This window comes from Streptomyces sp. NPDC056224 (assembly GCF_042267665.1).
In the GTDB taxonomy this organism is placed as follows: domain Bacteria; phylum Actinomycetota; class Actinomycetes; order Streptomycetales; family Streptomycetaceae; genus Streptomyces.
On sequence record NZ_JBHJTK010000036.1, the window covers coordinates 39,818 to 61,589 of the forward strand.

Genomic DNA, 21,772 nt, shown 5'->3' on the forward strand with positions numbered 1-21,772 from the left:
GGTGTGCCGTGCGTCGCACGCTGCCCGAAGGCACACACGGGCCACAGGGGGGACACTTACCATGTGGGGGTTGACGGAGAAGACCGGACGCCCCGCGCGGGGCGGCGACCGACAGGGACTGGCCATTCAGATGAGCACGCCGGGCGACGGATCGGTTCTCGAACGCGTACGCGGTCTCGTTCGGGAGGTCGCCAAGTTCGGGGCGGTCGGCGGTCTGGGTGTGCTGGTCAACCTGGGTGTCTTCAACCTGATCCGCAGCACCACCGACCTCCAGGTGGTGCGCGCGAGCGTGATAGCGACCGTCGTCGCCATCGCCACGAACTACCTCGGCTTCCGCTACTTCGCCTACCGGGACCGCGCCCAGAGCGGCCGCACCCGCGAGCTGACCCTGTTCGCCGTCTTCAGCGGCATCGGCCTGGTCATCGAGAACGGCGTGCTGTACGCAGCCACCTACGGCCTCGGCTGGGACGGTCAGGTCGCCAGCAACGTGTTCAAGTTCATCGGCATCGCCGCCGCCACCGTCTTCCGCTTCTGGTCCTACCGGACCTGGGTCTTCAGGGCCCTGCCCGTGGCCGCGACGCGGTTCGAGCAGTCCGAGCCGATGCCCGATCCGGCGCCGCTGCCCCGGCCCGAGCCCGGTCCGGACCCGATGCCCGATCCGCTGCCGGATCCGGTGCCCAGCCCGATCCCCGCGCCCGCGAACACCTAGCCCGCCGGTCGCCCGACCGGACTGGCCCGCTCCGGCCCTACCTGACCGTGGCCCGCTCCGGCTCGCTCCGCCGCGGTGCCGTACGGCTGAGGAAGAGGGCGAAGACCGGCGGCTGCGCCTGGAGCAGTTCGAGCCGCCCGCCGTCCGCCTCCGCGAGGTCCCGGGCGACCGCCAGGCCGATCCCGGTGGAGTTGCGGCCGCTGATCGCCCGCTCGAAGATCCGGTTCCCGAGATCGGGCGGGACCCCCGGACCCTCGTCCGTGACCTCCAGCACCGCCTGGTTGCCGACGACCCGCGTGCGCAGCGCGACGGTGCCGCCGCCGTGCATCAGCGCGTTCTCCACCAGGGTCGCCAGTACCTGCGAGACGGCTCCCGGGGTGCCGACGGCCCGTACGCCCTGCTTGCCGGAGCGCACGATGGCCCGGCCCGCGCTGCGGTAGGCGGGGCGCCACTCCTCCACCTGCTGCTTGACGACCTCGTCGAGGTCGAAGGGGACCGCCGAGCCGGTCCGCGGGTCCCGCGAGTTCGTCAGGAGGCGCTCCACGACGTCCGTGAGCCGCTCCACCTGGGTGAGGGCGATGGACGCCTCCTCCCGCACGGTGTCCAGGTCCTCGGTGACGGTGATCTCCTCCAGCCGCATCGACAGCGCCGTGAGCGGGGTGCGCAGCTGGTGGGAGGCGTCCGCGGCGAGGCGCCGCTCGGCGGTCAGCATCCGCCCGATCCGCTCGGCGCTGGAGTCGAGGACGTCCGCGACGCGGTCGAGCTCGGGGACCCCGTACCGCTTGTGCCGGGGCCGCGGGTCGCCCGATCCCAGCCGCTCCGCCGTCTCGGCCAGGTCGGTGAGGGGGGAGGCCAGCCGGTTCGCCTGCCGTACGGCGAGCAGTACGGCCGCCACGACGGCCAGCAGCGCCACGGCGCCGACCACCGCCAGGGTCCGTCCGACCTCCTTGGTCACGGTGGAGCGGGACTCCTCGACGACCACGATCTCGCCCTGCTCGCCGCGCGCGGTGCCCCGGATGACGTCGCCGTCGATGCGGTCCGCAACCTCCACGGCCGGCTGCCCGGGGATGGTGATCCTGGCGTGGTGGCCCATGTCGAGCTGGTCGGCGAGCGCCTGGGGGTCGACGGGCTTCTTCTCCAGGACGTTCGCCTCGACGATCCCCACCAGGCGCAGCGCCTCGGACTCGATGCGGTCCTGGGCGCTGCTGGTGATGGTCCGGGTCTCCACGATGACCAGGGAGACCCCGAACACGGCGATCACGACGAGCACCACGGCGAGCGTGGAGTTGATCAGGCGGCGGCGCATGGCTCAGTCAACGCTCAGCTCTTCTCGAAGCGGAAGCCGACGCCGCGGACGGTGGCGATGTAGCGGGGGTTGGCGGCGTCGTCGCCGAGCTTCTTGCGCAACCAGGAGATGTGCATGTCGAGGGTCTTGGTGGAGGACCACCAGGTGGTGTCCCAGACCTCGCGCATGAGCTGGTCGCGGGTGACGACCCGGCCGGCGTCGCGGACCAGGACCCTCAGCAGGTCGAACTCCTTCGCCGTGAGCTGGAGCTCCTCCTCGCCCATCCAGGCGCGGTGCGACTCGACGTCGATGCGCACGCCGTGGGTGGCGGGGGGCTGGGCGGTCTCGTTCGCGCCGCGCCGGAGCAGGGCCCGGACCCGGGCCAGCAGCTCGGCGAGCCGGAAGGGTTTGGTCACGTAGTCGTCGGCGCCGGCGTCCAGGCCGACGACCGTGTCGACCTCGTCCGCGCGGGCGGTGAGGACGAGGATCGGGAAGCCGTGGCCCTCGGCGCGCAGCCGGCGGGCGACTTCCAGGCCGTCCATGCCCGGCAGGCCCAGGTCCAGGACGACCAGGTCGACGCCGCCCTGCAGCCCGGCCTCCAGGGCTGTGGGGCCGTCCTCCCGGACCTCGACCTCGTACCCTTCCCGGCGCAGGGCGCGGGCCAGGGGTTCCGAGATGGATGCGTCGTCCTCGGCGAGCAGTACACGCGTCATGTGGGTGATGGTAGTCCGCAGCGGCTGCCAGGAGGGGCATGCCTGCGGGACCCTCCTGATCTGTGGTTATGAACGCGCGAGTGCCTTCGAATATGGTTGATCGGTTCCCGGCCAGCCTTGTGATCCGTGTCTCAAAACCTTCCATATGCCGCAGTGTCGTGTCGTATGGTGGCGAGACGCCTGATGCACTACCCAGGGGATCTTTGTGCCGAAAAGCGAGCCAAAGACCTCAAATTCTGCTCTGGTCGGTTTGTCCGCCCCAGATGACAGTGAATGACCTGTGGGCCGGGCCTTGTCAGCGCGAAGGTGTGCGACAGGGCGTGGATCCCGGTTACGGCTGACCCTTCGCCTCCGATCCGTCGGGGGCGAAGCCCCGAGGCGTGGGGTGGGTCACCCGCTGCCGGTGCCGGCCACCCCCCACCGGGCGCTGAACAGCTCACGAAGCGACGCGCGTCCCGACCAAGCAAGGATCGACCATGGCTTCCAGCCTGACGAGGGACTCTGCGGATCCGTCCGAGAAGACCTTCTTCGGCCACCCCCGTGGCCTGGCCACTCTGTTCATGACCGAGATGTGGGAGCGCTTCTCCTACTACGGCATGCGCGCACTTCTCGTGTACTACCTGGTCTCGGGCGGCGCCGACGCAGCCACGGGCAGCCAGGGCGGCGGTCTGGCCATGACCGCGGCCACCACCACGGCGATCTACTCCGTGTACGTCTCGATGGTCTACCTGATGGCCATGCCGGGCGGATGGTTCGGAGACCGCGTCTGGGGTGCCCGCAAGACGGTCGCCATCGCCGGCTTCGTGATCATGGCTGGTCACCTCTCGCTGGCGCTGCCCGGCCAGGCGATGTTCTTCGTCGGTCTGATCCTCGTGGCGGCCGGTTCCGGTCTGCTGAAGGCCAACATCTCCACGATGGTCGGCCACCTGTACGACGGCCCGGAGGACCCGCGCCGCGACGGTGGCTTCACCCTCTTCTACATCGGCATCAACCTCGGCGCCTTCGTCGCCCCGCTGGTCGTCGGCACGGTCGGCAAGGAGCACAACTGGCACCTGGGCTTCGCCCTCGCCGCCGTCGGCATGGGCCTGGGTCTCACCCAGTTCCTGCTCGGCACCAAGCACCTGAGCCCGAAGAGCAGCGTGGTCCCGAACCCGCTGTCCCCGCAGGAGCGCAAGGCCGTCCTCACCAAGGTCGTCTTCGTGGTCCTGGCCATCGCCGTCTTCTACGGCGCCGTGGTCGGCCTCGGTGCCTACACGCTGAACTGGGCCCTGGTCCCGCTGACGCTGGCCGGCCTGATCATCCCGATCGCCGTGCTGGCGCGCATCAAGCGCGACAAGGACCTGTCGGGCTCCGAGCAGTCGAAGATGACCGCGTACATCTGGTTCTTCATCGCCGCCGCCGTGTTCTGGATGATCTACGACCAGGGTGGCTCCACGCTGTCCCTGTTCGCGGACGACAAGACCGCCGGCACCGTCTTCGGCTTCGACTTCTCGGCCACCTGGTACCAGTCGCTGAACCCGCTGTTCGTGATGGCCCTGGCCCCGGTCTTCGCGTGGCTGTGGCTGTGGCTGGCCCGCAAGAACCAGGAGCCGAACACCATCGTGAAGTTCGCGATGGGCCTGGTCCTGATCGGTGCCTCGTTCTTCGTCTTCATCGTCCCGATGGGCATGGCGACCGGCGACGTCAAGGTCTCCCCGATGTGGCTGGTCTCGATCTACATGATCCAGACCATCGGCGAGCTGTGCGTCTCCCCGGTCGGCCTCTCGGTCACCACGAAGATGGCCCCGCAGAAGTACGCCTCCCAGATGATGGGCGTCTGGTTCCTCGCGGTCACCGCCGGTGACTGCATCACCAGCCTCCTGTCCATCGGCGGCGTGGACCTCAACGGCACCTGGGTGATCGCCTTCCAGGCGCTCGCCGCGGTCCTGGCCGGCTTCGCGGTCTACTCGTACCGCAAGAAGGTCCAGACCCTCATGGGCGGCGTGCACTGACGCACCCCCCTGGCACGTGAGGCGGCCCGGCACACCGAACGGTGTGCCGGGCCGCTCGCGTATCCGGTCAGCGGGTGCCGCGCAGGCGGCGCCACGGGGTGAAGGTGAAGACCGCGCCGCCGAGCAGGATCACCGTGCCGGCGACCAGGGCCAGGGCCTGGATTCCGCCCTCGTCCTCGGCACCGGTGTCGGCGAGGCCGCCCGAGGTGCCGGTGCCGGTGCTGGTGCCGGTGCTGGTCGAGGAGCCGGAGCCGCCCGCCTGGGCGGTGGTGTCCAGCTCCAGCGAGACGCCGCTGCTGGCCGCCTTGCAGGGGACGTTGATCGGCGTCGAGCCCGGGGCCATCGTGACGTCGATCGTCAGCTGGTCCGGGCTGAGCGTCACCTTGCCGGTCTTGCCGGGCTTGTAGGTGCCGGTCATGTCGCTGAGGCTGACCGGCCCCTTGTCCGGGATCGCCTCGGCGTTGGCCGGGCCGGAGACCTTGACCGTGCCGCTGTCGGCGCCGCCGAGCTTGACGTCCATCGAGGGCTTGAGGGCCCCCGCCGGCAGGGCCATGGGCGCGGCCATCGCGCCCTTGGCGGTCTTGACGGTCAGGTCGTAGCTGCCGCCGTTCTTCCTGGCGTTGATCGTGACCGGGGTCTTGATGCCCCCGGGGACGACCGGACCGCAGTCGAAGGAGACCTCGACGGGCTTGCCCGGGAAGTCGGTCTGGCCGCCGGCTCCTCCGGTGGTGGAGCCGCCCGAGGTGGTGGAGCCGCCGGTGGTCGCCCCGCCCGTGGTCGTGCCGCCGCTCGTCGTGCCCCCGCTGGTCGTACCGCCGCTCGTCGTGCCCCCGCTGGTCGTACCGCCGCTGGAGCCGGCCGACACGTCGATGGTCGCCCCGCCCTTCACCTCGCCCACCGGTGCGCACTTGGTGACGAAGGTGCCGAAGGAGAACGTGACGGCGACGTCGTACTTGCCGGGGGTCAGGGTGATCTTGCCGGCCTTGGTGAGCTTCAGCTTGCCCTTCATGGGCGACATGACCATCGGGGCCTTCTTGGGGATCGGCGGGTTCTTCTTCTCCCCGACGACCTTCAGCTCGCCCATCCCCCCGCCCAGCGCGATCCAGCCGGTGGGCTGGACCGCGTCCTTCGGGATGTCCATCAGGTCCGTGTTGTTCGAGGCGGGCTTGACCGTCTCCCAGACCACGTCGACCTCGTCGCCGACCCTGGCCGCGGCCGGGGCCGTGATCCTGGCTGTGGTCTCGCCCTCCACCGGGTCGCCACCGCCGGCCGGCGGCACGCATCTGACCTTGTACGTGGCCTCGGCGGCCAGGGCGGGAGAAGCCGAAATGGCGATGCCCGCGCCGCCGAGCAGCAGCGCGACCACGGCCGCGCTCACCCTCCGTTGGGTCTTCACGAGTGTCCCTTCGTCGTCGAACGGTTCTCAGACGGTGCGGACGTCTGTGGTGCTGTCTCCGGCGCGCTGTCCGGGGTGAACCACGGCAGGACCGCCGTGGTGGTCTCGGGGGGTTCCGGCGCCCGCCCGGGGCGCGCCGGAGCGGGCCCCCGGTGGCGGCCCGCGGCGGCCGCGGCGCGCGGCCGGACCCTGTCGACGACGGCCATGCCGACGCGGAAGACGGCGGCCGGGATCACCAGCAGGAGCAGGCCCCAGAAGAGCAGGACCCCGTACGGCCGGTCCACGCCCCAGGGCTGGGTGGCCACGACGGTGTCGCCGTACTTGAGGGAGATCGTGTAGTCGCCGTGGGCGCCCGCCGTGAGGGCGACGTCCAGGGTGATCTCCGCCTTGCCGCCCGGCGGGATGCTGCCCTTCCACCGGGCCTCCTCCCACAGGGGCGCGAACACCCCGTGGGCGGTGCCGAGCTGGAAGACGGGGTCCTTGACCGGCGCCGGGCCGAGGTTGCCGACGGTGACCTTGAACTTCCGGCTGGGCGGGGCTCCGAACCAGGTCAGCACCCCGTCCTCGCCTTCCAGCCGGACCCCGGTGAGCATCGCCAGGCGGGGCGTGCCCGATTCGGCGGGCAGGTCCGCCACCGCATGGTCGGTGATCTTCAGAGGGGTGGCGACGGTGGACTGGTCGCCGTTGACGGAGGTGACGCTGACGACGCAGGGGCAGGGCTTGGGCGGTGCCACCACGGGCAGTTGCGCGGTGAAGTGCCCGTCGTCGGCGACCGAGACGGCCGCACCGTCGGCGTTGGCGCAGCTGTTGGTGCCGCCGATCATGTTCTGCCCGCAGACCAGCAGCATCACCAGCGTCCTGGGCCGCCACCCGGTGCCGGTGACGGTGATCCCGGTGCCCTTGGCGGCCTCCTGGAGCGAGAGCGCCACGGCGGGCCCGGCCTCGTCGGCGGCGGCCGGCGGCGTCGGGCACAGCGCCAGCGCGCACACCGCCAGTCCCGCGGCGAGCAGGGCTCCGAGTCTTCTCACCTGGAGGCTCCCGTCAGTTCGTGTTCGGGTGCGGGGGCCGGCGCGGGCGGCTCGTCGCCCGGCTCGTCGCCCGGCGGATCCTGGCGGCGCCGCCGGCCGCGTACGAGGACCAGTGCGGCCGCGGCGGCCGCGCCGAGGCCGAGCAGGCCGAGCCCCGTCCAGCCGGCGAGGTCCCGGGGCACGAGCCAGCGCGTGCCGATCCCGGCGGCCAGGGCGCCGCCGGGGGCGGTGACCGTGAGGGTGACCCGGACCCGGTCGGCCACGGGGGCACCGGGCCAGGGCTCGGTCAGCCGCACCCGCTGGCCGGGGAGCAGTTCCACCGGCAGGGCGCGGGCGCCGCGGCCCGGAACCTCGCCGAACAGGCCCTCGGCGCGGATCGCGAGCTCGGGGGCGAGGGCCACGTTGCCCCGGTTGACCAGGGTGTAGGCGACGACCGCGGCCGGGCCCCGGCCCCGTACGGCGACGTCCTCGACGGTGAGGGCGGCCAGCGTGGGGCCGCTGACCCGCAGGTGGATCCGTACGCCCACCTCGTGGCCGCTTTCGGTGGCCACCACCGCGGCGGGGTGGTCGCCGGGCGGGGACGCGGGCGGCACGGTGACGGTGAAGGGGACCACCGCGCGGGTGCGGGGCGGGATCGTCACCGTGGCACCGGAGCCGAAGCCGACCCAGGCTCCGGCGCCGGGCCCGGTGCCGGCCGGGCCGCCGGTGGCCGCGGGCCCGGCCGGGCGCACCGCGAAGGCGCCCTCGGCCGTGTTGTAGGCATCGGCTCCGCGCAGGGTGATGGTGCGTTCCCGGTCGGTGGTGTTGGTCAGGGCGAGGCGGTCCTCCAGCACGGTGCCGGGGGTGCCGGACAGGTAGAAGTACGGGCGGGCCGCGCCGGGCCGGGCGGCCGCGCCGGCGGCGGGCTCGGCGGTCCAGCCGGGGTCGTCGGCCGCGGCGGGGGCCGCGGCGGCGGCGTGCAGCGCGGTCGCCGCGAGGAGCAGCACCCCGAGCCGTCGGAAGGTGTGGAGCACGCTCATGGCCGGGGGTGCTCCGTTCAGGACCCGGCCCGCCGGCCGCGCCGGTTCAGCCAGAGCACACCGGCGGCGCCGGACAGCAGCACGGTGCCGCCGAGGGTGCCGAGGGCGAGGGCGGAGTCGGTGGGGCCGGTCTGCGGGAGGGTGCCGTCCGTGTCGCCGCCGGACTGCACGGCGCCGCCGCCGGGGGCCGTGACGTCCAGTTCCAGGGACGGCCCCGGGCTGTTGCCGGGGGTGCAGGTGGTCGTGGTGCCCATCGCCTTGATGGTGAGCACTCCGGCGGTGAAGGTGACCTTGCCGCTCTTCTTGGGGGTGTAGGTGCCCGACAGGTCGGTGATCCTGATGGGGGTGTTGGCGGGCACGGCCTCGGGGTTGGGCGGGCCGGAGACCGGTACGGAGACCTTCTCGGCCCCGCCGACGAGGATGACGGCACTGGGGTTCATCGCGCCCTTGCCGAGTTCGATCGGGCTGGACGAGACGCCCTTCTGGAAGGTCATCGTGAGCTTGTAGCCGTCGCCTTCCTTGACGGCCTTGATGTCGATGGGCGATACCGCCGACTTGTCCCCGATCGGGGTCTTGCAGTCGTACGCCACGTCGACGACGGCGGCACGGGCTGCGGGGGCGGCCAGCAGGACCGCCGATCCGGCCAGCGCGGAGGCCAGCGCGAGCGCGGTGGAGCGTTTCCGGTCGGGCACCTTCGTCTTCCCCTCGGGCCACAAGTTCCTGACGACACATCAGATCGGTGGCTCAAGGTACGCCCGGGTCCTTACGGAGGGAAGACAAAGGACGGGCCCGGATTGACCGTTCGTCAGTGGACCCGCAGACCCTTCTGCCACACCGCGGAAACGAGCGGGACACCGGGGCGGTAGGCCAGGTGGACGTGGCTGGGAGCGTCCAGGAGGGCCAGGTCGGCGCGGGCTCCGGGCGTGACGGCGCCGATGTCGGCGCGGCGCAGCGCGCGGGCTCCGCCGGCGGTCGCGGACCACAGGGCCTCGTCGGGGGTCATCCGCATGTCGCGGACGGCGAGCGCGATGCAGAACGGCATCGAACTGGTGTAGGACGAGCCGGGGTTGCAGTCGGTGGACAGCGCGACGGTGGCTCCGGCCTCGATCAGGCGCCGGGCGTCGGGCCACTGGGCGCGGGTGGAGAACTCGGCGCCGGGCAGCAGGGTGGCCACCGTGGTGGCGGAGGCCTGGGCCAGGGCGTCGACGTCCGCGTCGGTGAGGTGGGTGCAGTGGTCCGCGGAGGCGGCTTCGAGCTCGACGGCGAGCTGGACGCCGGGGCCGTGGGAGAGCTGGTTGGCGTGGACGCGCGGGATCAGCCCGGCGGCCGCGCCCGCGGTGAGGATCGCGCGGGCCTGGTCCCCGTCGAAGGCGCCCTTCTCGCAGAAGACGTCCACCCAGCGGGCGTACGGGGCGCAGGCGGCCAGCATCTCGCCGGTGACGAGGTCCACGTAGCCGGCCGGGTCCTCGGCGTAGTCCGGGGAGACGATGTGCGCGCCGAGGTAGGTGACCTCCTCGGTGTGCGCGGCGGCGATGCGCAGGGCGCGGGCCTCGTCGGCGGTGGTGAGGCCGTAGCCCGACTTGGTCTCGAAGGTGGTGGTGCCCTGTCGGCGGGCCTCGTCCAGGTGGCGCACCAGGTTGGCTTCGAGCTCGGCGTCGGTGGCGGCGCGGGTGGCGGCGACGGTGGTGCGGATGCCGCCGGCGGAATAGGCGCGGCCCGACATCCGGGCGTTGAACTCCTGGGTGCGGTCGCCGGCGAAGACGAGGTGGCTGTGGGAGTCGACGAAGCCGGGGATCAGGGCGCGGCCGTCGGCGTCGTAGCTCTCGTCGGCCGCCGGGGCCTTGGCGGCGGGGCCGACCCAGACGGTCTTCTCGTCCTCGATGACGACGGCGGCGTTCTCGATCAGGCCGAGCGGCGAGCCGTCGCCGAGGGCGGGGTCGTTGGTGACGAGGCTGCCGATGTTGGTGATGACGGTGGTGGTCATGATTCCTCTCGGAGTTACCTGGGGCTCCGCCCCGGACCCCGCCCGGAGCGCCGTGTCGTGAACCGCACCGGCGGTCGGGAGCGGGTCCGGGCCGGGGCGCCCGCCGCAGGCGCTGCGGTCAGGAGCGGAGGGCGGCGATGGACTCGGCCAGGGCCGACGGGACGTCGGGGACCAGCCTGTGGGCGCCGTCGCGGACCACGTGCCGGCCGCCGACCACCGTGTGCCGGACATCGGCGGCCGTCGCGGCGAAGACCGCCGTCTCGGCGCCCAGGCGCGGCACCGGGCCCGCCGTCCGCACGGAGTCCAGGGCGATCGTGGTGAAGTCCGCGAGCGCGCCCGCCTCCAGGCGGCCCGCGTCGGGCCGGCCGAGGGCCGCGTGGCCGCCGGCGGTGGCCGCGGTCAGCAGCGCGTTCGCCGTCCAGTGGCCCCGGGTACGGCTGCGCAGGCGCTCGTCGAGTTCCATCGCACGGGCCTCTTCGAGCAGGTCGATCACGGCGTGGCTGTCGCTGCCGAGCGACAGCGGGCTGCCCGCGCGCTGGAGGCGGGTCGCCGGGCCGATGCCGTCGGCGAGGTCGCGTTCCGTGGTGGGGCACATGCAGGTGCCGGTGGCGGCGGCGCCGAGGAGGGCGATGTCCTCGTCGGTCAGGTGCGTGTTGTGGACGCCGGTGGTGCGCGGGCCGAGCACCCCGTGCTCGGCGAGGAGCTGGGTCGGGGTCAGGCCGTGCGCCGCCCGGCAGGCGTCGTTCTCCGCGGTCTGCTCGGAGAGGTGGACGTGCAGCGGGGCCCGGCGCTCCTCGGCCCAGCGGGCGACGGTGGCCAGCTGGGCGGCGGGCACGGCGCGCACCGAGTGGATCGCCGCGCCGATCAGGGCGTGCTCGCGCGGCTTGAGGGCGCTCACGCGCTCCGCCCACGCGTCGGCGGTGCCGTCGGAGAAGCGCAGCTGGTGCGCGTTCGGGGCCTCGCCGAAGCCCGCCGAGAGGTAGGCGGTGTCGAGGAGGGTGATCCGGATGCCGGCCTCGGCGGCGGCCTCGATCAGGGCCTCGCCCATGGCGTTCGGGTCGGCGTACGGGGCGCCGCCCGGGTTGTGGTGGACGTAGTGGAACTCGCCGACGTTCGTGATGCCGGCCAGCGCCATCTCGGCGTACACGGCGCGGGCGAGCGCGAAGTACGTGTCGGGGGTGAGGTTCTGGGCGACCTTGTACATGAAGTCGCGCCAGGTCCAGAAGGTGCCCGAGCCGACCTGGACGAGGGAGCGCAGGGCCCGGTGGAAGGCGTGGCTGTGGGCGTTGGCCAGACCCGGGAGGGTGAGGCCACGCAGGACCTCGGCGCCGGGGGGCGGGGTCGCGGCCCCGGTGCGGACCGCGGCGATCCGGCCGTCGGCCCCCGTTTCGAGGGCGACGCCCGGCTCGACATGGGTGCCGAGCCAGGCGTGCTCCAGCCAGTACGTCGTGCGGCCGTGCGCGTTCAACGGCATGCCAGGCCTTCCAGTACGTCGGCGAGGGCGAGGACGCCTGCCACGCAGTCGTCCTCGGCGGCGAACTCCCGCGGGGAGTGGGAGACGCCGGTGGGGTTCCGTACGAACAGCATCGCGGTCGGGACGGCCGCGGAGAGGATTCCGGCGTCGTGTCCCGCCCCGGTGCCGAGCACGGGGACGGCCCCGCCCAGGATCCGGTTCAGCTCGTCGCGCAGGGCGTGCTCGAACTCGACGACCGGGGTGAAGGACTCCCGGACGACCCCGAGGTCGATGCCGTCCTGGTCGGCGCGCTCGCGGGCGGCCTTCTCGATGGCGGTGACGACCGTGTCGAGGGTGGCCTGGTCGGCCGCGCGGGAGTCGAGCCAGCCCCGCACGAGGGAGGGGATGGCGTTGACCCCGTTCGGCTCGACCGAGATCTTCCCGAAGGTGGCCACGGCCCCGGCGAGGGCCGCCTCGGTACGGGCGGCCAGCACGGTCGCCGCGTACGTGAGCATCGGGTCGCGGCGGTCCACCAGGCGGGTGGTGCCCGCGTGGTTGGCCTCGCCGCGGAAGTCGAACCGCCACCGGCCGTGCGGCCAGATCGCGGAGGCGATGCCGACGCGGTCCCCGGACAGGTCCAGGGCCCGCCCCTGCTCCACGTGCAGTTCGACGAAGGCGCCGATCCGGCCCAGGCGTTCGGGATCGGCCCCGATGCCCTCGGGGTCGTACCCGGCGGCCTCCATGGCCCGGGGCAGGGAGATGCCGTCGGCGTCGCGGAGCTCGTACGCCTTCTCCTTGGTCAGCTGCCCGGCGGCGAGCCGGGAGCCGACGCAGGCGAGCCCGAAGCGGGCCCCTTCCTCGTCACCGAAGTTGGTGATGGCGAGCGGCCTGGAGAACTCCGCGCCCCTCCTGCGGAGTTCGTCCAGGGCCGCGAAGGAGGACACCACCCCGAGGGGGCCGTCGAAGGCCCCGCCGTCGGGGACGGAGTCCAGGTGCGAGCCGGTGACCACGGCGTCCCCCGCGAGGGGGTCGCCGAGCCAGGCCCACTGGTTGCCGTTGCGGTCGGTCTCGTACGTCAGCCCGCGCGCCTCGGCCTGCTCCTGGAACCAGGTCCGGCAGTCGGCGTCGGCCCCGCTCCAGGCGTACCGGCGGTAGCCGCCGGTACCGGCGTCGCGCCCGACCGGCGCGAGTTCCGCCCACATGGTGTGGAAGGAGGGAGCCTCACTCACGCGGAGTCACCCTCGCGCATGGGGACGCGGACGCCGCGCTCGTCGGCCACCGTCTCGGCGATGTCGTAGCCGGCGTCGACGTGCCGGATGACGCCCATGCCCGGGTCGTTGGTGAGGACGCGGCGGATCTTCTCGCCGGCGAGCGGGGTGCCGTCGGCGACGGTGACCTGGCCCGCGTGGATGGAGCGGCCCATGCCGACGCCGCCGCCGTGGTGGATGGAGACCCAGGAGGCGCCGGAGGCCACGTTGACCATGGCGTTGAGCAGCGGCCAGTCGGCGATGGCGTCGGAGCCGTCGAGCATGGCCTCGGTCTCGCGGTACGGGGAGGCCACCGAGCCGCAGTCGAGGTGGTCGCGGCCGATGACCAGCGGCGCGGCGAGGGTGCCGTCGGCCACCATCTCGTTGAAGCGCTCGCCGGCCTTGTCGCGCTCGCCGTAGCCGAGCCAGCAGATGCGCGCGGGCAGGCCCTGGAAGTGGACGCGCTCGCCCGCCATCTTGATCCAGCGGTGCAGGGACTCGTTCTCCGGGAAGAGCTCCAGCATCGCCTTGTCGGTCTTGTGGATGTCCGAGGCCTCGCCGGACAGGGCGGCCCAGCGGAAGGGGCCCTTGCCCTCGCAGAACAGCGGGCGGATGTAGGCGGGGACGAAGCCGGGGAAGGCGAAGGCGCGGTCGTAGCCGGCCAGCTGGGCCTCGCCGCGGATGGAGTTGCCGTAGTCGAAGACCTCGGCGCCGGCGTCCATGAAGCCGACCATGGCCTCGACGTGCTTGGCCATCGACTCGCGGGCGCGGGTGGTGAAGCCCGCCGGGTCCTTGGCGGCGTAGGCGGCCATGTCGTCGAAGTCGACGCCGGTCGGCAGGTAGGCGAGCGGGTCGTGCGCGGAGGTCTGGTCCGTCACGATGTCGATCGGCGCGCCCTCGGCGAGCATCTGCGGGAGCAGGTCGGCGGCGTTGCCGAGCAGGCCGATGGAGAGCGGCTTGCGGGCGTCGCGGGCCGAGGTGGCCAGCTGGAGGGCGTGGCGCAGGTTGTCGGCCTTGACGTCCAGGTAGCGGTGCTCGATGCGGCGCTCGATGGCGCGCGGGTCGACGTCGATGCAGATCGCGACGCCGTCGTTCATCGTCACGGCCAGCGGCTGGGCGCCGCCCATGCCGCCGAGGCCGGCGGTCAGGGTGATGGTGCCCGCGAGGGTGCCGTTGAACTTCTTGGCGGCGACCGCGGCGAAGGTCTCGTACGTGCCCTGGAGGATGCCCTGGGTGCCGATGTAGATCCACGAACCGGCGGTCATCTGCCCGTACATGGTCAGGCCGAGGTGCTCCAGACGGCGGAACTCCTCCCAGTTGGCCCAGTCGCCGACGAGGTTGGAGTTGGCGAGCAGGACGCGCGGCGCCCACTCGTGGGTCTGCATGACGCCGACGGGGCGGCCGGACTGGACGAGCATCGTCTCGTCCTGCTTGAGCGTCTGCAGGGTGCGGACCATGGCGTCGTACGAGCGCCAGTCGCGGGCGGCCTTGCCGGTGCCACCGTAGACGACGAGCTTGTCCGGGTGCTCGGCGACCTCGGGGTCGAGATTGTTCTGCAGCATCCGCAGCGCAGCTTCCTGCTGCCATCCCAGGGTGCTGAGTGCGGTACCGCGCGAGGCCCGTACGGGGCGAGGTCCTGACATGGCTGTGCCTCCTCCGATGTTGGTTAATCCATTCACATCCTCGCCCGCTGAATAGATTCAGTCAACAGCTGCGATCGGCCGCGCCGGATGATGGGATGGCGGACATGGCTGGCGACATGGACATGCGGGGCGCCGTCGAGCGCCGGGATCTGGCGGTACGGGCCGCGGTCGAGCAGGGCCTGGTGGGCGGCGGGGGTGACGGAGGGGGGTCCTCCCCGACCCCGTCCGGGGAATCCGGGCCACCCCTGGTCTGCCTGCTGGACACGGCCGGGATCCGAGCCTCCGCCACCGCCCTGACCAGCGCGTTCGCGAACGCCCTGGCGCCCGGCACCCCCGTCCTGCACACCTTCGCGGTCAAGGCCGCCCCGCTCGTCCCGGTGCTGCGGCTGCTCGCCGGCGCCGGGCTCGGCTGCGAGGTGGCCAGCCCCGGCGAGCTGGCGATGGCCCGGGCTGCCGGGGTGCGGCCGGAGCGGACCGTCCTGGACTCCCCCGCCAAGACGGCGGCCGAGCTGCGCGAGGCCCTGGCCCTCGGCATCGCCGTCAACGCCGACAACCGGCAGGAGCTGGAGCGGCTGGACGCCCTGGTCGCCGCGGCCCCGTCCCGGTCCCCGATCGGGGTCCGGATCAACCCCCAGACCGGGGCCGGATCCATCGACGCCCTGTCCACCGCCACGGCGACCTCGAAGTTCGGCATCGCGCTGCGCGACCCGGGCGCGCGCGAGTGGCTCGTACGGGCCTTCCTCGACCGCCCGTGGCTGACCCGGCTGCACACCCACTCGGGCTCGCAGGGCGTCCCGCTGCCGCTGATCGCGCAGGGCGTACGGGAGATGCACGCGCTGGCCGACGAGATCAACGCGGCGGCGGGCCGCCGCCAGGTCGACACCCTCGACATCGGCGGCGGCCTGCCGGTGAACTTCGCCTCCGACGAGCGGACCCCGACGTACGCGCAGTACGTGAGCGCCCTGCGCGAGGCGGCTCCCGCGCTCTTCGACGGCTCGTACGGCCTGGTCACGGAGTTCGGCCGGTCCCTGCTGGCCAAGCACGGGCTGGTCCTGGCCCGGGTGGAGTACACCAAGACCACCGGGAACCGCCCGATCGCCCTGACCCACGCGGGGGTGCAGCTGGCGACCCGGACGGTGTACGCCCCGGCGGCCTGGCCGGTGCGGATCCTTCCGTACGACGCGAAGGGCGCCCCGAAGGACGGCGACCCCGTCGCCCAGGACGTCGCCGGCCCGGCCTGCTTCGCGGGCGACCTGCTCGCCACGGCGCGGGAGCTGCCGCGGCTGGACCCGGGCGACCTGATCGGGGTCCCCGACACGGGCGCCTACTTCTTCACCGCCCACTACGGCTACAACAGCCTGCCGCGCCCGGCGGTCCACGGCTTCACGGTCACCCCGCAGGGGGAGGTCCGCTTCGCCCTGGTCCGCCCGGCGCAGTCCCTCACGGAGATCGTGGCGGAGGCCGGCGGCGCGTTCGCCGACGCACTGCTGCCCTGAGGCCGCCGCGCCGGAGGCCCGAAGGACCCGGCCCGCCGCCGCTGGTGCCGTGCGCCGCAAGGCGGGGGCGGGGGGCGCCCGGCGGCCGGGGCCGGGCTCGGCTGCCGTCGGCGGCTACTCGACGAACAGCCCCCGCGCGGCGGCCCGGGTGTCGAAGGCCTCCAGCCGGGCCTGCGCGTCCGGCAGGGCGTCCGCCATCGACTCCAGCAGCACCCGGCCCAGCAGCATCGGCGCACACGCCGTGTCGAAGGCCAGCCCGGTCCCGACCGGCGCCGGGATCAGCAGGTCCGAGTGGCGGGCCACCGGCGCGAAGACCGAGTCCGCGACCGTCACCACGGTCAGCCCGGCCCGCCGGGACCGCTCCAGGGTGTCCACGACCTCCCGGGGATGGCGGGGCAGCGCGAAGCACAACAGCGCCGACGCTCCCGCCCCGACGGCCGCGTCGATCCGGTCCTCCAGCATCGAGCCGCCCTCGTCGAGGAGCCGGACGTCCGGGTGCACCTTGGCGGCGAAGTACGCGAACCCGCGCGCCTGCGAGGACGCCGCCCGCAGTCCCAGCACCGGCAGCGGCGTCGAGGCGGCCAGCAGCCGCCCCGCCTCCTGGACCGGCGCGGGGTCGGCCAGCATCGCCGCGAGCCGGCGCAGGTTCTCGATCTCGCCCTGGACCGCCTGCTGGTACTCGTTGTACGCGTCCTCGCGCCCGGTCTCCGCCCGCTCGGCGGGGGCCACCTCGCGCAGGTGCCGGCGCAGCGCGGGATACCCGTCGAAGCCCAGCGCCACGGCGAACCGGGTCACCGACGGCTGGCTCACCCCGGCCAGCTCCGCGAGCTCCACGCTCGACAGGAAAGGCACCTCCGCCGCTCCGCGCACCATGCAGTGCGCGATCCGCCGCTGGGTCGGCGTCAGCCGGTGCCCCTCGAAGAGCTTCTGCAGCCGCGCGGCCGGGCTGTCGCTCATGCCCGTCCCCTCCGTCCCGGTGAGATATTCAGTCACCGAGCACTCTGCATGTGGTTATGCAGCACGGCAAGCCGCGCCCGCGATCCGGATACGGGGGCCAGCCCCAGTGCCGGGGCCCGGGGCCGTTCCTACGGTGGGGGGATGGACGCGCATGCCCGGGAATTGAAGAAGGAACTCGACGCCACGCTGGACGCCCGCAGGGAGCTGGGTCCGGAGTACGAGGCCGCGCTGGTGGACTCGTTCGTCGAGAAGGTCGACACGCAGCTCCGGCGGCGGCTCGCGGAGGACCGGCTGTCCGCCGCGCGGGGCCCCGCCGGTCCGTCCGCCCCGGCGGAGGGGAACTTCGGCGAACGCTTCGGCTTCGCCGTCGTCACGCTGGTCCTGGCGATCCCGCTGTCGGCGATCGCCGCGGCGCAGGCGCACCTGAGCGGGCTCGTGGTGGCCTGGGCGGGCATCCTGGGCGTGAACTTCGTCCACGCCCACAAGCGGCTGCGGCGGGGGCCCGCCGCATAGGGCGGGGTGCGGCGCCGTTGCGGGGGCGCTGCCTGCGGGCCACCGCGCCTCGAAGCCCGGCGGAACCGAATGCCCGGCCGGCGACCGCACGAGCGGGCGGGCGGACGGGCCGAAGCGAACCGGGCCCCGGAAGGAGTGTGCGCGGGAACCGCCGCACCCCGGTTGCCCGGGGGCGGGACGACGGCGGTCCCCGCGAAGGACACGGGACGGGTCAGGGCCGTCCGCGTCCGGCGGCGTCCACGCGGTCCGGGAGCCGCTCCGGAGACACGCAACGCCGTTCGGTGGTGCCGGCCGGGGCCCCGGTCTCCCGGGCCTCCCTGCCGACAACCACCACTGTGCCGGAGCCGTGTTAAGCCGGTGCTGCCGTCACGTGTCGGGCCCGTACCGTTTGCGTGACGGGCGGGCACGCGGCGTGACCGCTACTTGGCGCCCTTGGCCAGGAACGCCAGCAGGTCCTGGCGGCTGACGACGCCGGTCGGCTTGCCCTCGACCAGCACGATGGCCGCGTCCGCCTCGCCCAGCACCGCCATCAGCTCGGACACCGGCTCGCCGGAGCCGACCTGCGGCAGCGGCGAGCTCATGTGCTTCTCCAGCGGGTCGCCCAGCGAGGCCCGCTGCGCGAACAGCGCCGCCAGCAGTTCCTTCTCGACCACGGAGCCGATGACCTCGGCGGCCATCACGTCCGGGTGACCGGCGCCCGGCTTGACGATCGGCATCTGCGAGACGCCGTACTCGCGCAGGACGTCGATCGCCTCGCCGACCGTCTCCTCGGGGTGCATGTGGACGAGGGAGGGGATACCGCCCTCCTTGTCGTTCAGCACGTCGCCGATGCGCGCGGCGGGCCCGGCCTCCTCCAGGAAGCCGTGTCCCGCCATCCACTCGTCACTGAAGATCTTGCTCATGTAGCCGCGGCCGCTGTCCGGCAGCAGGACGACGACCACGTCGTCCGGGCCCAGGCCCTCGGCCACCTTCAGCGCGGCGACGACCGCCATGCCGCAGGAGCCTCCGACGAGCAGGCCCTCCTCCTTGGCGAGGCGGCGGGTCATCTGGAAGGAGTCCTTGTCGGACACCGCGATGATCTCGTCCGTCACGTTCGGGTCGTACGCGGTCGGCCAGAAGTCCTCGCCGACGCCCTCGACGAGGTACGGCCGGCCGCTGCCGCCGGAGTACACCGAGCCCTCGGGGTCGGCGCCGATGACCTTGACCTTCCCGCCGCTGACCTCCTTGAGGTAGTTGCCGGTACCGGAGATCGTGCCGCCCGTGCCGACGCCCGCGACGAAGTGGGTGATCTTCCCGTCCGTCTGCTCCCACAGCTCGGGACCGGTGGTCTCGTAGTGCGAACGGGGGTTGTTCGGGTTGCTGTACTGGTCCGGCTTCCAGGCGCCCGGGGTCTCGCGGACGAGGCGGTCGGACACGTTGTAGTACGAGTCCGGGTGCTCGGGGTCGACGGCGGTCGGGCAGACCACGACGTCGGCGCCGTACGCGCGCAGCACGTTGATCTTGTCCATGGACACCTTGTCAGGGCAGACGAAGATGCACTTGTAGCCCTTCTGCTGGGCCACGATGGCGAGTCCTACACCCGTGTTGCCGCTGGTCGGCTCCACGATGGTGCCACCGGGCTTGAGGGCTCCGCTCTGCTCGGCGGCCTCGATCATCCGGACGGCGATCCGGTCCTTCACGGAGCCGCCGGGGTTGAAGTACTCGACCTTCGCAAGGACGGTGGCCTGGAGGCCTTCGGTCACACGGTTGAGCTTCACCAGCGGGGTGTTGCCGACGAGGCTGATCATCGAGTCGTGGAATTGCACCATGTTCTCCAAGGAGGGGACTCCACGGGTTCTCCGGGAGGCATGGCCAGACTATGCGGAAAGGGATTGACCGACCGTACGTACGGGGCAGGAAGGTCAACAAGGCCCGACAAGGGAGCGAGGTGGCCTGAAGGGTGTCCAGGGCGAGAACGGCCCGCCGGATCGCGGCGGGCGCAGCGTACGGCGGCGGCGGAGTCGGACTGGTCGGGGTCGCCGCGGTGGGGCTGGTGCTGGCGGAGGTGCAGTTCGCCAAGCGGACCGTGGGCACCGGGCTGGGCGACCCGCCGCGCGCCGACGGGCTGTACGGGAGCGAGTTCAGCGGCCCGGAGCAGAGCCCCGGCCCGCTGCGCCTGGGCATGCTGGGCGACTCCACGGCCGCGGGGCTCGGCGTACGGCGGGCCCGGCAGACGCCGGCGGCCCTGCTGGCCTCCGGGCTGGCGGCGGTGGCCGAGCGGCCGGTCGAGCTGCGCAACGTGGCCCTGTCAGGTGCCATGTCGGACGATCTGGACCGGCAGGTGAGCGTGCTCCTGGACGGCGACTCCCCCGCCCCGGACGTGTGCGTGATCATGATCGGCGCGAACGACGTGACCCGGCGGATGCCGCCGACCCAGTCCGTCCGGTGCCTCACCGGGGCGGTACGCCGGCTGCGGCTGGCCGGCTCCGAGGTCGTGGTGGGCACCTGCCCGGACCTGGGCACCATCGAGCCCGTGTACCAGCCGCTGCGGTGGCTGGCCCGGCGGGTCTCGCGCCAGCTGGCCGCCGCGCAGACCATAGGGGTGGTCGCCCTGGGCGCCCGTACGGTCTCGATGGGGGACCTGCTGGGCCCGGAGTTCGCCGCGAACCCGCGCGAGATGTTCGGCCCGGACTCCTACCACCCGTCGGCGGAGGGCTACGCGACCGCCGCCATGGCCATGCTGCCGACGCTGTGCGCGGCACTCGGGCTGTGGCCGGAGTCCGACCGGCTGGACGTGTCCCGGGACGAGGACATGCTTCCGGTGGCCCAGGCCGCGTCGGCCGCGGCCGGACAGGCGGGTACGGAGGTCACGGCGGCCCGCGGCCCCTGGGCCCTGCTCAAGCACCGGCGCCGCCGGCGGGTGCCGGGCGAGGAGCTCCCGGCCGCCCAGGCGGCCGGGGCGACGGGGGCGGCCGGGGCGACGGGGGCGGCCGGCGCGGGCGCCGGGGCCCCGGACACCCCCGCGGGCAGCGGAGCGACCGGCATCACACCCCAAGGCCGGTGACCTCGACCGTACGGGGCGGTAACTTCGCTTGCGGTCCGGTTAGAGCCGCAACACACCCTTGGAGCCTTCGATGCCCGAAGCCGTCATCGTTTCCACTGCCCGCTCCCCGATCGGGCGCGCCGGCAAGGGGTCCCTCAAGGACGTCCGCCCGGACGACCTGACCGCGACGATCATCCAGGCCGCGCTCGCCAAGATCCCCGAGCTGGACCCGCGCCAGATCGACGACCTGATGCTCGGCTGCGGCCTCCCCGGCGGCGAGCAGGGCCACAACCTGGCCCGCATCGTGGCCGTGCAGATGGGCATGGACTACCTGCCGGGCACCACGATCACCCGGTACTGCTCCTCCTCGCTCCAGACCTCCCGCATGGCGCTGCACGCCATCAAGGCCGGCGAGGGCGACGTCTTCATCTCCGCGGGCGTCGAGACGGTCTCCCGGTTCGCGAAGGGCTCCTCGGACGGCCTGCCGGACACGCACAACCCGCTCTTCGCCGACGCGGAGGCCCGTACGGCCGCCGTCGCGCAGAGCGAGGGCTCCTCCTGGCGCGACCCGCGCGAGGACGGCATGATCCCGGACGCCTACATCTCGATGGGGCAGACCGCGGAGAACCTGGCCCGGCTCAAGGGCGTGACCCGTCAGGACATGGACGAGTTCGGCGTCCGCTCCCAGAACCTGGCCGAGGAGGCCATCAAGAACGGCTTCTGGGCCCGCGAGATCACCCCGGTCACCACCCCCGACGGCACGGTCGTCTCCGGCGACGACGGCCCGCGCGCGGGTGTCACCCTGGAGGGCGTCTCGGGCCTCAAGCCCGTCTTCCGCCCGGACGGCCTGGTCACGGCCGCCAACTGCTGCCCGCTCAACGACGGCGCCGCGGCGCTGGTCATCATGAGCGACACCAAGGCGCGCGAGCTGGGCCTGACCCCGCTGGCGCGGATCGTCTCCACGGGCGTCACCGGCCTCTCCCCCGAGATCATGGGCCTGGGCCCGGTCGAGGCGTCCAAGCAGGCCCTGAAGCGGGCCGGGCTGACCGTCGGCGACATCGACCTGTTCGAGATCAACGAGGCCTTCGCGGCCCAGGTCATCCCGTCCTACCGGGACCTGGAGATCCCGCTGGACAAGCTGAACGTCAACGGCGGGGCCATCGCCGTCGGTCACCCGTTCGGGATGACCGGCGCCCGCCTCACCGGCACGCTGATCAACAGCCTGCAGTTCCACGACAAGCAGTTCGGCCTGGAGACGATGTGCGTGGGCGGCGGGCAGGGCATGGCCATGGTCATCGAGCGGCTGAGCTGAGCCG

General features: G+C 73.0%; 18 protein-coding genes. 6 read left to right on the forward strand and 12 right to left on the reverse strand.

What is annotated here, in order from left to right; all coding sequences use genetic code 11:
* The first annotated feature begins 130 nt into the window (after positions 1 to 130).
* On the forward strand, positions 131 to 709 hold the full coding sequence (locus tag ACFCZ1_RS29840; protein WP_376681405.1) for a GtrA family protein: 579 nt from the start codon (positions 131 to 133) through the stop codon (positions 707 to 709).
* A gap of 37 nt (positions 710 to 746) precedes the next feature.
* Here ACFCZ1_RS29840 and ACFCZ1_RS29845 read toward each other — a convergent pair whose 3' ends face one another.
* Positions 747 to 2,015: an ATP-binding protein gene (locus tag ACFCZ1_RS29845; protein WP_376681383.1), complete on the reverse strand. Its 1,269-nt coding sequence runs from the start codon at positions 2,013 to 2,015 to the stop codon at positions 747 to 749.
* Positions 2,016 to 2,029: 14 nt separating this feature from the next.
* Positions 2,030 to 2,707, reverse strand: coding sequence for a response regulator transcription factor (locus ACFCZ1_RS29850; protein ID WP_376681384.1), 678 nt, complete (start codon positions 2,705 to 2,707; stop codon positions 2,030 to 2,032).
* Between the two features lie 476 nt (positions 2,708 to 3,183).
* On the opposite strand from ACFCZ1_RS29850, the gene ACFCZ1_RS29855 reads away from it, so the two are divergent.
* Positions 3,184 to 4,698, forward strand: coding sequence for a peptide MFS transporter (locus ACFCZ1_RS29855; RefSeq protein ID WP_376681385.1), 1,515 nt, complete (start codon positions 3,184 to 3,186; stop codon positions 4,696 to 4,698).
* A 67-nt stretch (positions 4,699 to 4,765) separates the two neighbouring features.
* On the opposite strand, the gene ACFCZ1_RS29860 is transcribed toward ACFCZ1_RS29855, so the two are convergent.
* The 8 genes from ACFCZ1_RS29860 to hutU form a co-directional block, all read right to left on the reverse strand.
* Positions 4,766 to 6,094, reverse strand: a complete 1,329-nt coding sequence (locus ACFCZ1_RS29860; RefSeq protein ID WP_376681386.1) for a hypothetical protein — start codon at positions 6,092 to 6,094, stop codon at positions 4,766 to 4,768.
* Complete coding sequence (locus tag ACFCZ1_RS29865) at positions 6,091 to 7,122, reverse strand: hypothetical protein (RefSeq protein WP_376681387.1); 1,032 nt, start codon at positions 7,120 to 7,122, stop codon at positions 6,091 to 6,093. Before ACFCZ1_RS29865 ends, ACFCZ1_RS29860 begins: the two co-directional genes overlap by 4 nt.
* Complete coding sequence (locus ACFCZ1_RS29870; protein ID WP_376681388.1) at positions 7,119 to 8,141, reverse strand: hypothetical protein; 1,023 nt, start codon at positions 8,139 to 8,141, stop codon at positions 7,119 to 7,121. The genes ACFCZ1_RS29865 and ACFCZ1_RS29870 overlap by 4 nt, the downstream gene beginning before the upstream one ends.
* A 17-nt stretch (positions 8,142 to 8,158) precedes the next feature.
* The gene (locus ACFCZ1_RS29875) at positions 8,159 to 8,833 is read right to left on the reverse strand and encodes an LPXTG cell wall anchor domain-containing protein (protein WP_376681389.1); all 675 of its coding nucleotides are present in this window, start codon (positions 8,831 to 8,833) and stop codon (positions 8,159 to 8,161) included.
* Between the two features lie 113 nt (positions 8,834 to 8,946).
* A complete protein-coding gene (gene hutI, locus ACFCZ1_RS29880) occupies positions 8,947 to 10,125 on the reverse strand; it encodes an imidazolonepropionase (protein WP_376681390.1) in 1,179 nt (392 codons plus the stop codon).
* Positions 10,126 to 10,243: 118 nt separating this feature from the next.
* Positions 10,244 to 11,599, reverse strand: a complete 1,356-nt coding sequence (locus ACFCZ1_RS29885; RefSeq protein ID WP_376681391.1) for a formimidoylglutamate deiminase — start codon at positions 11,597 to 11,599, stop codon at positions 10,244 to 10,246.
* Positions 11,590 to 12,780 (reverse strand): allantoate amidohydrolase, encoded by a 1,191-nt coding sequence (locus tag ACFCZ1_RS29890; protein ID WP_376681406.1) that lies wholly within the window; start codon positions 12,778 to 12,780, stop codon positions 11,590 to 11,592. The genes ACFCZ1_RS29885 and ACFCZ1_RS29890 overlap by 10 nt, the downstream gene beginning before the upstream one ends.
* A 23-nt stretch (positions 12,781 to 12,803) precedes the next feature.
* The gene (gene hutU / locus ACFCZ1_RS29895) at positions 12,804 to 14,468 is read right to left on the reverse strand and encodes a urocanate hydratase (RefSeq protein WP_376681392.1); all 1,665 of its coding nucleotides are present in this window, start codon (positions 14,466 to 14,468) and stop codon (positions 12,804 to 12,806) included.
* 95 nt (positions 14,469 to 14,563) lie between these two features.
* Between hutU and ACFCZ1_RS29900 the strand changes: the two genes are divergently transcribed.
* Positions 14,564 to 15,964 (forward strand): diaminopimelate decarboxylase, encoded by a 1,401-nt coding sequence (locus ACFCZ1_RS29900; RefSeq protein WP_376681393.1) that lies wholly within the window; start codon positions 14,564 to 14,566, stop codon positions 15,962 to 15,964.
* Between the two features lie 114 nt (positions 15,965 to 16,078).
* Here ACFCZ1_RS29900 and ACFCZ1_RS29905 read toward each other — a convergent pair whose 3' ends face one another.
* Entirely contained in the window at positions 16,079 to 16,921 is an 843-nt protein-coding gene (locus tag ACFCZ1_RS29905; protein WP_376681394.1) for a MurR/RpiR family transcriptional regulator, read from the reverse strand.
* A 141-nt stretch (positions 16,922 to 17,062) separates the two neighbouring features.
* Between ACFCZ1_RS29905 and ACFCZ1_RS29910 the strand changes: the two genes are divergently transcribed.
* The gene (locus tag ACFCZ1_RS29910) at positions 17,063 to 17,434 is read left to right on the forward strand and encodes a hypothetical protein (RefSeq protein WP_376681395.1); all 372 of its coding nucleotides are present in this window, start codon (positions 17,063 to 17,065) and stop codon (positions 17,432 to 17,434) included.
* Between the two features lie 419 nt (positions 17,435 to 17,853).
* On the opposite strand, the gene ACFCZ1_RS29915 is transcribed toward ACFCZ1_RS29910, so the two are convergent.
* On the reverse strand, positions 17,854 to 19,239 hold the full coding sequence (locus tag ACFCZ1_RS29915; protein WP_376681407.1) for a cystathionine beta-synthase: 1,386 nt from the start codon (positions 19,237 to 19,239) through the stop codon (positions 17,854 to 17,856).
* Between the two features lie 134 nt (positions 19,240 to 19,373).
* Between ACFCZ1_RS29915 and ACFCZ1_RS29920 the strand changes: the two genes are divergently transcribed.
* Both ACFCZ1_RS29920 and ACFCZ1_RS29925 read left to right on the forward strand, forming a co-directional pair.
* Positions 19,374 to 20,477 (forward strand): SGNH/GDSL hydrolase family protein, encoded by a 1,104-nt coding sequence (locus tag ACFCZ1_RS29920; protein ID WP_376681396.1) that lies wholly within the window; start codon positions 19,374 to 19,376, stop codon positions 20,475 to 20,477.
* A 70-nt stretch (positions 20,478 to 20,547) separates the two neighbouring features.
* Positions 20,548 to 21,768: an acetyl-CoA C-acetyltransferase gene (locus ACFCZ1_RS29925; RefSeq protein ID WP_376681397.1), complete on the forward strand. Its 1,221-nt coding sequence runs from the start codon at positions 20,548 to 20,550 to the stop codon at positions 21,766 to 21,768.
* Positions 21,769 to 21,772: the final 4 nt, after the last annotated feature.

Excerpts from the sequence above, each read along its gene's own strand:
- ACFCZ1_RS29870 (WP_376681388.1), bottom strand. The coding sequence starts at position 8,141 with ATGAGCGTGCTCCACACCTTCCGACGGCTCGGGGTGCTGCTCCTCGCG.
- ACFCZ1_RS29840 (WP_376681405.1), top strand. The coding sequence starts at position 131 with ATGAGCACGCCGGGCGACGGATCGGTTCTCGAACGCGTACGCGGTCTC.
- ACFCZ1_RS29900 (WP_376681393.1), top strand. The coding sequence starts at position 14,564 with ATGGCGGACATGGCTGGCGACATGGACATGCGGGGCGCCGTCGAGCGC.
- ACFCZ1_RS29905 (WP_376681394.1), bottom strand. The coding sequence starts at position 16,921 with ATGAGCGACAGCCCGGCCGCGCGGCTGCAGAAGCTCTTCGAGGGGCAC.
- ACFCZ1_RS29855 (WP_376681385.1), top strand. The coding sequence starts at position 3,184 with ATGGCTTCCAGCCTGACGAGGGACTCTGCGGATCCGTCCGAGAAGACC.
- ACFCZ1_RS29910 (WP_376681395.1), top strand. The coding sequence starts at position 17,063 with ATGGACGCGCATGCCCGGGAATTGAAGAAGGAACTCGACGCCACGCTG.
- hutI (WP_376681390.1), bottom strand. The coding sequence starts at position 10,125 with ATGACCACCACCGTCATCACCAACATCGGCAGCCTCGTCACCAACGAC.
- ACFCZ1_RS29850 (WP_376681384.1), bottom strand. The coding sequence starts at position 2,707 with ATGACGCGTGTACTGCTCGCCGAGGACGACGCATCCATCTCGGAACCC.
- hutU (WP_376681392.1), bottom strand. The coding sequence starts at position 14,468 with ATGTCAGGACCTCGCCCCGTACGGGCCTCGCGCGGTACCGCACTCAGC.
- ACFCZ1_RS29925 (WP_376681397.1), top strand. The coding sequence starts at position 20,548 with ATGCCCGAAGCCGTCATCGTTTCCACTGCCCGCTCCCCGATCGGGCGC.
- ACFCZ1_RS29845 (WP_376681383.1), bottom strand. The coding sequence starts at position 2,015 with ATGCGCCGCCGCCTGATCAACTCCACGCTCGCCGTGGTGCTCGTCGTG.
- ACFCZ1_RS29885 (WP_376681391.1), bottom strand. The coding sequence starts at position 11,599 with ATGCCGTTGAACGCGCACGGCCGCACGACGTACTGGCTGGAGCACGCC.
- ACFCZ1_RS29890 (WP_376681406.1), bottom strand. The coding sequence starts at position 12,780 with ATGTGGGCGGAACTCGCGCCGGTCGGGCGCGACGCCGGTACCGGCGGC.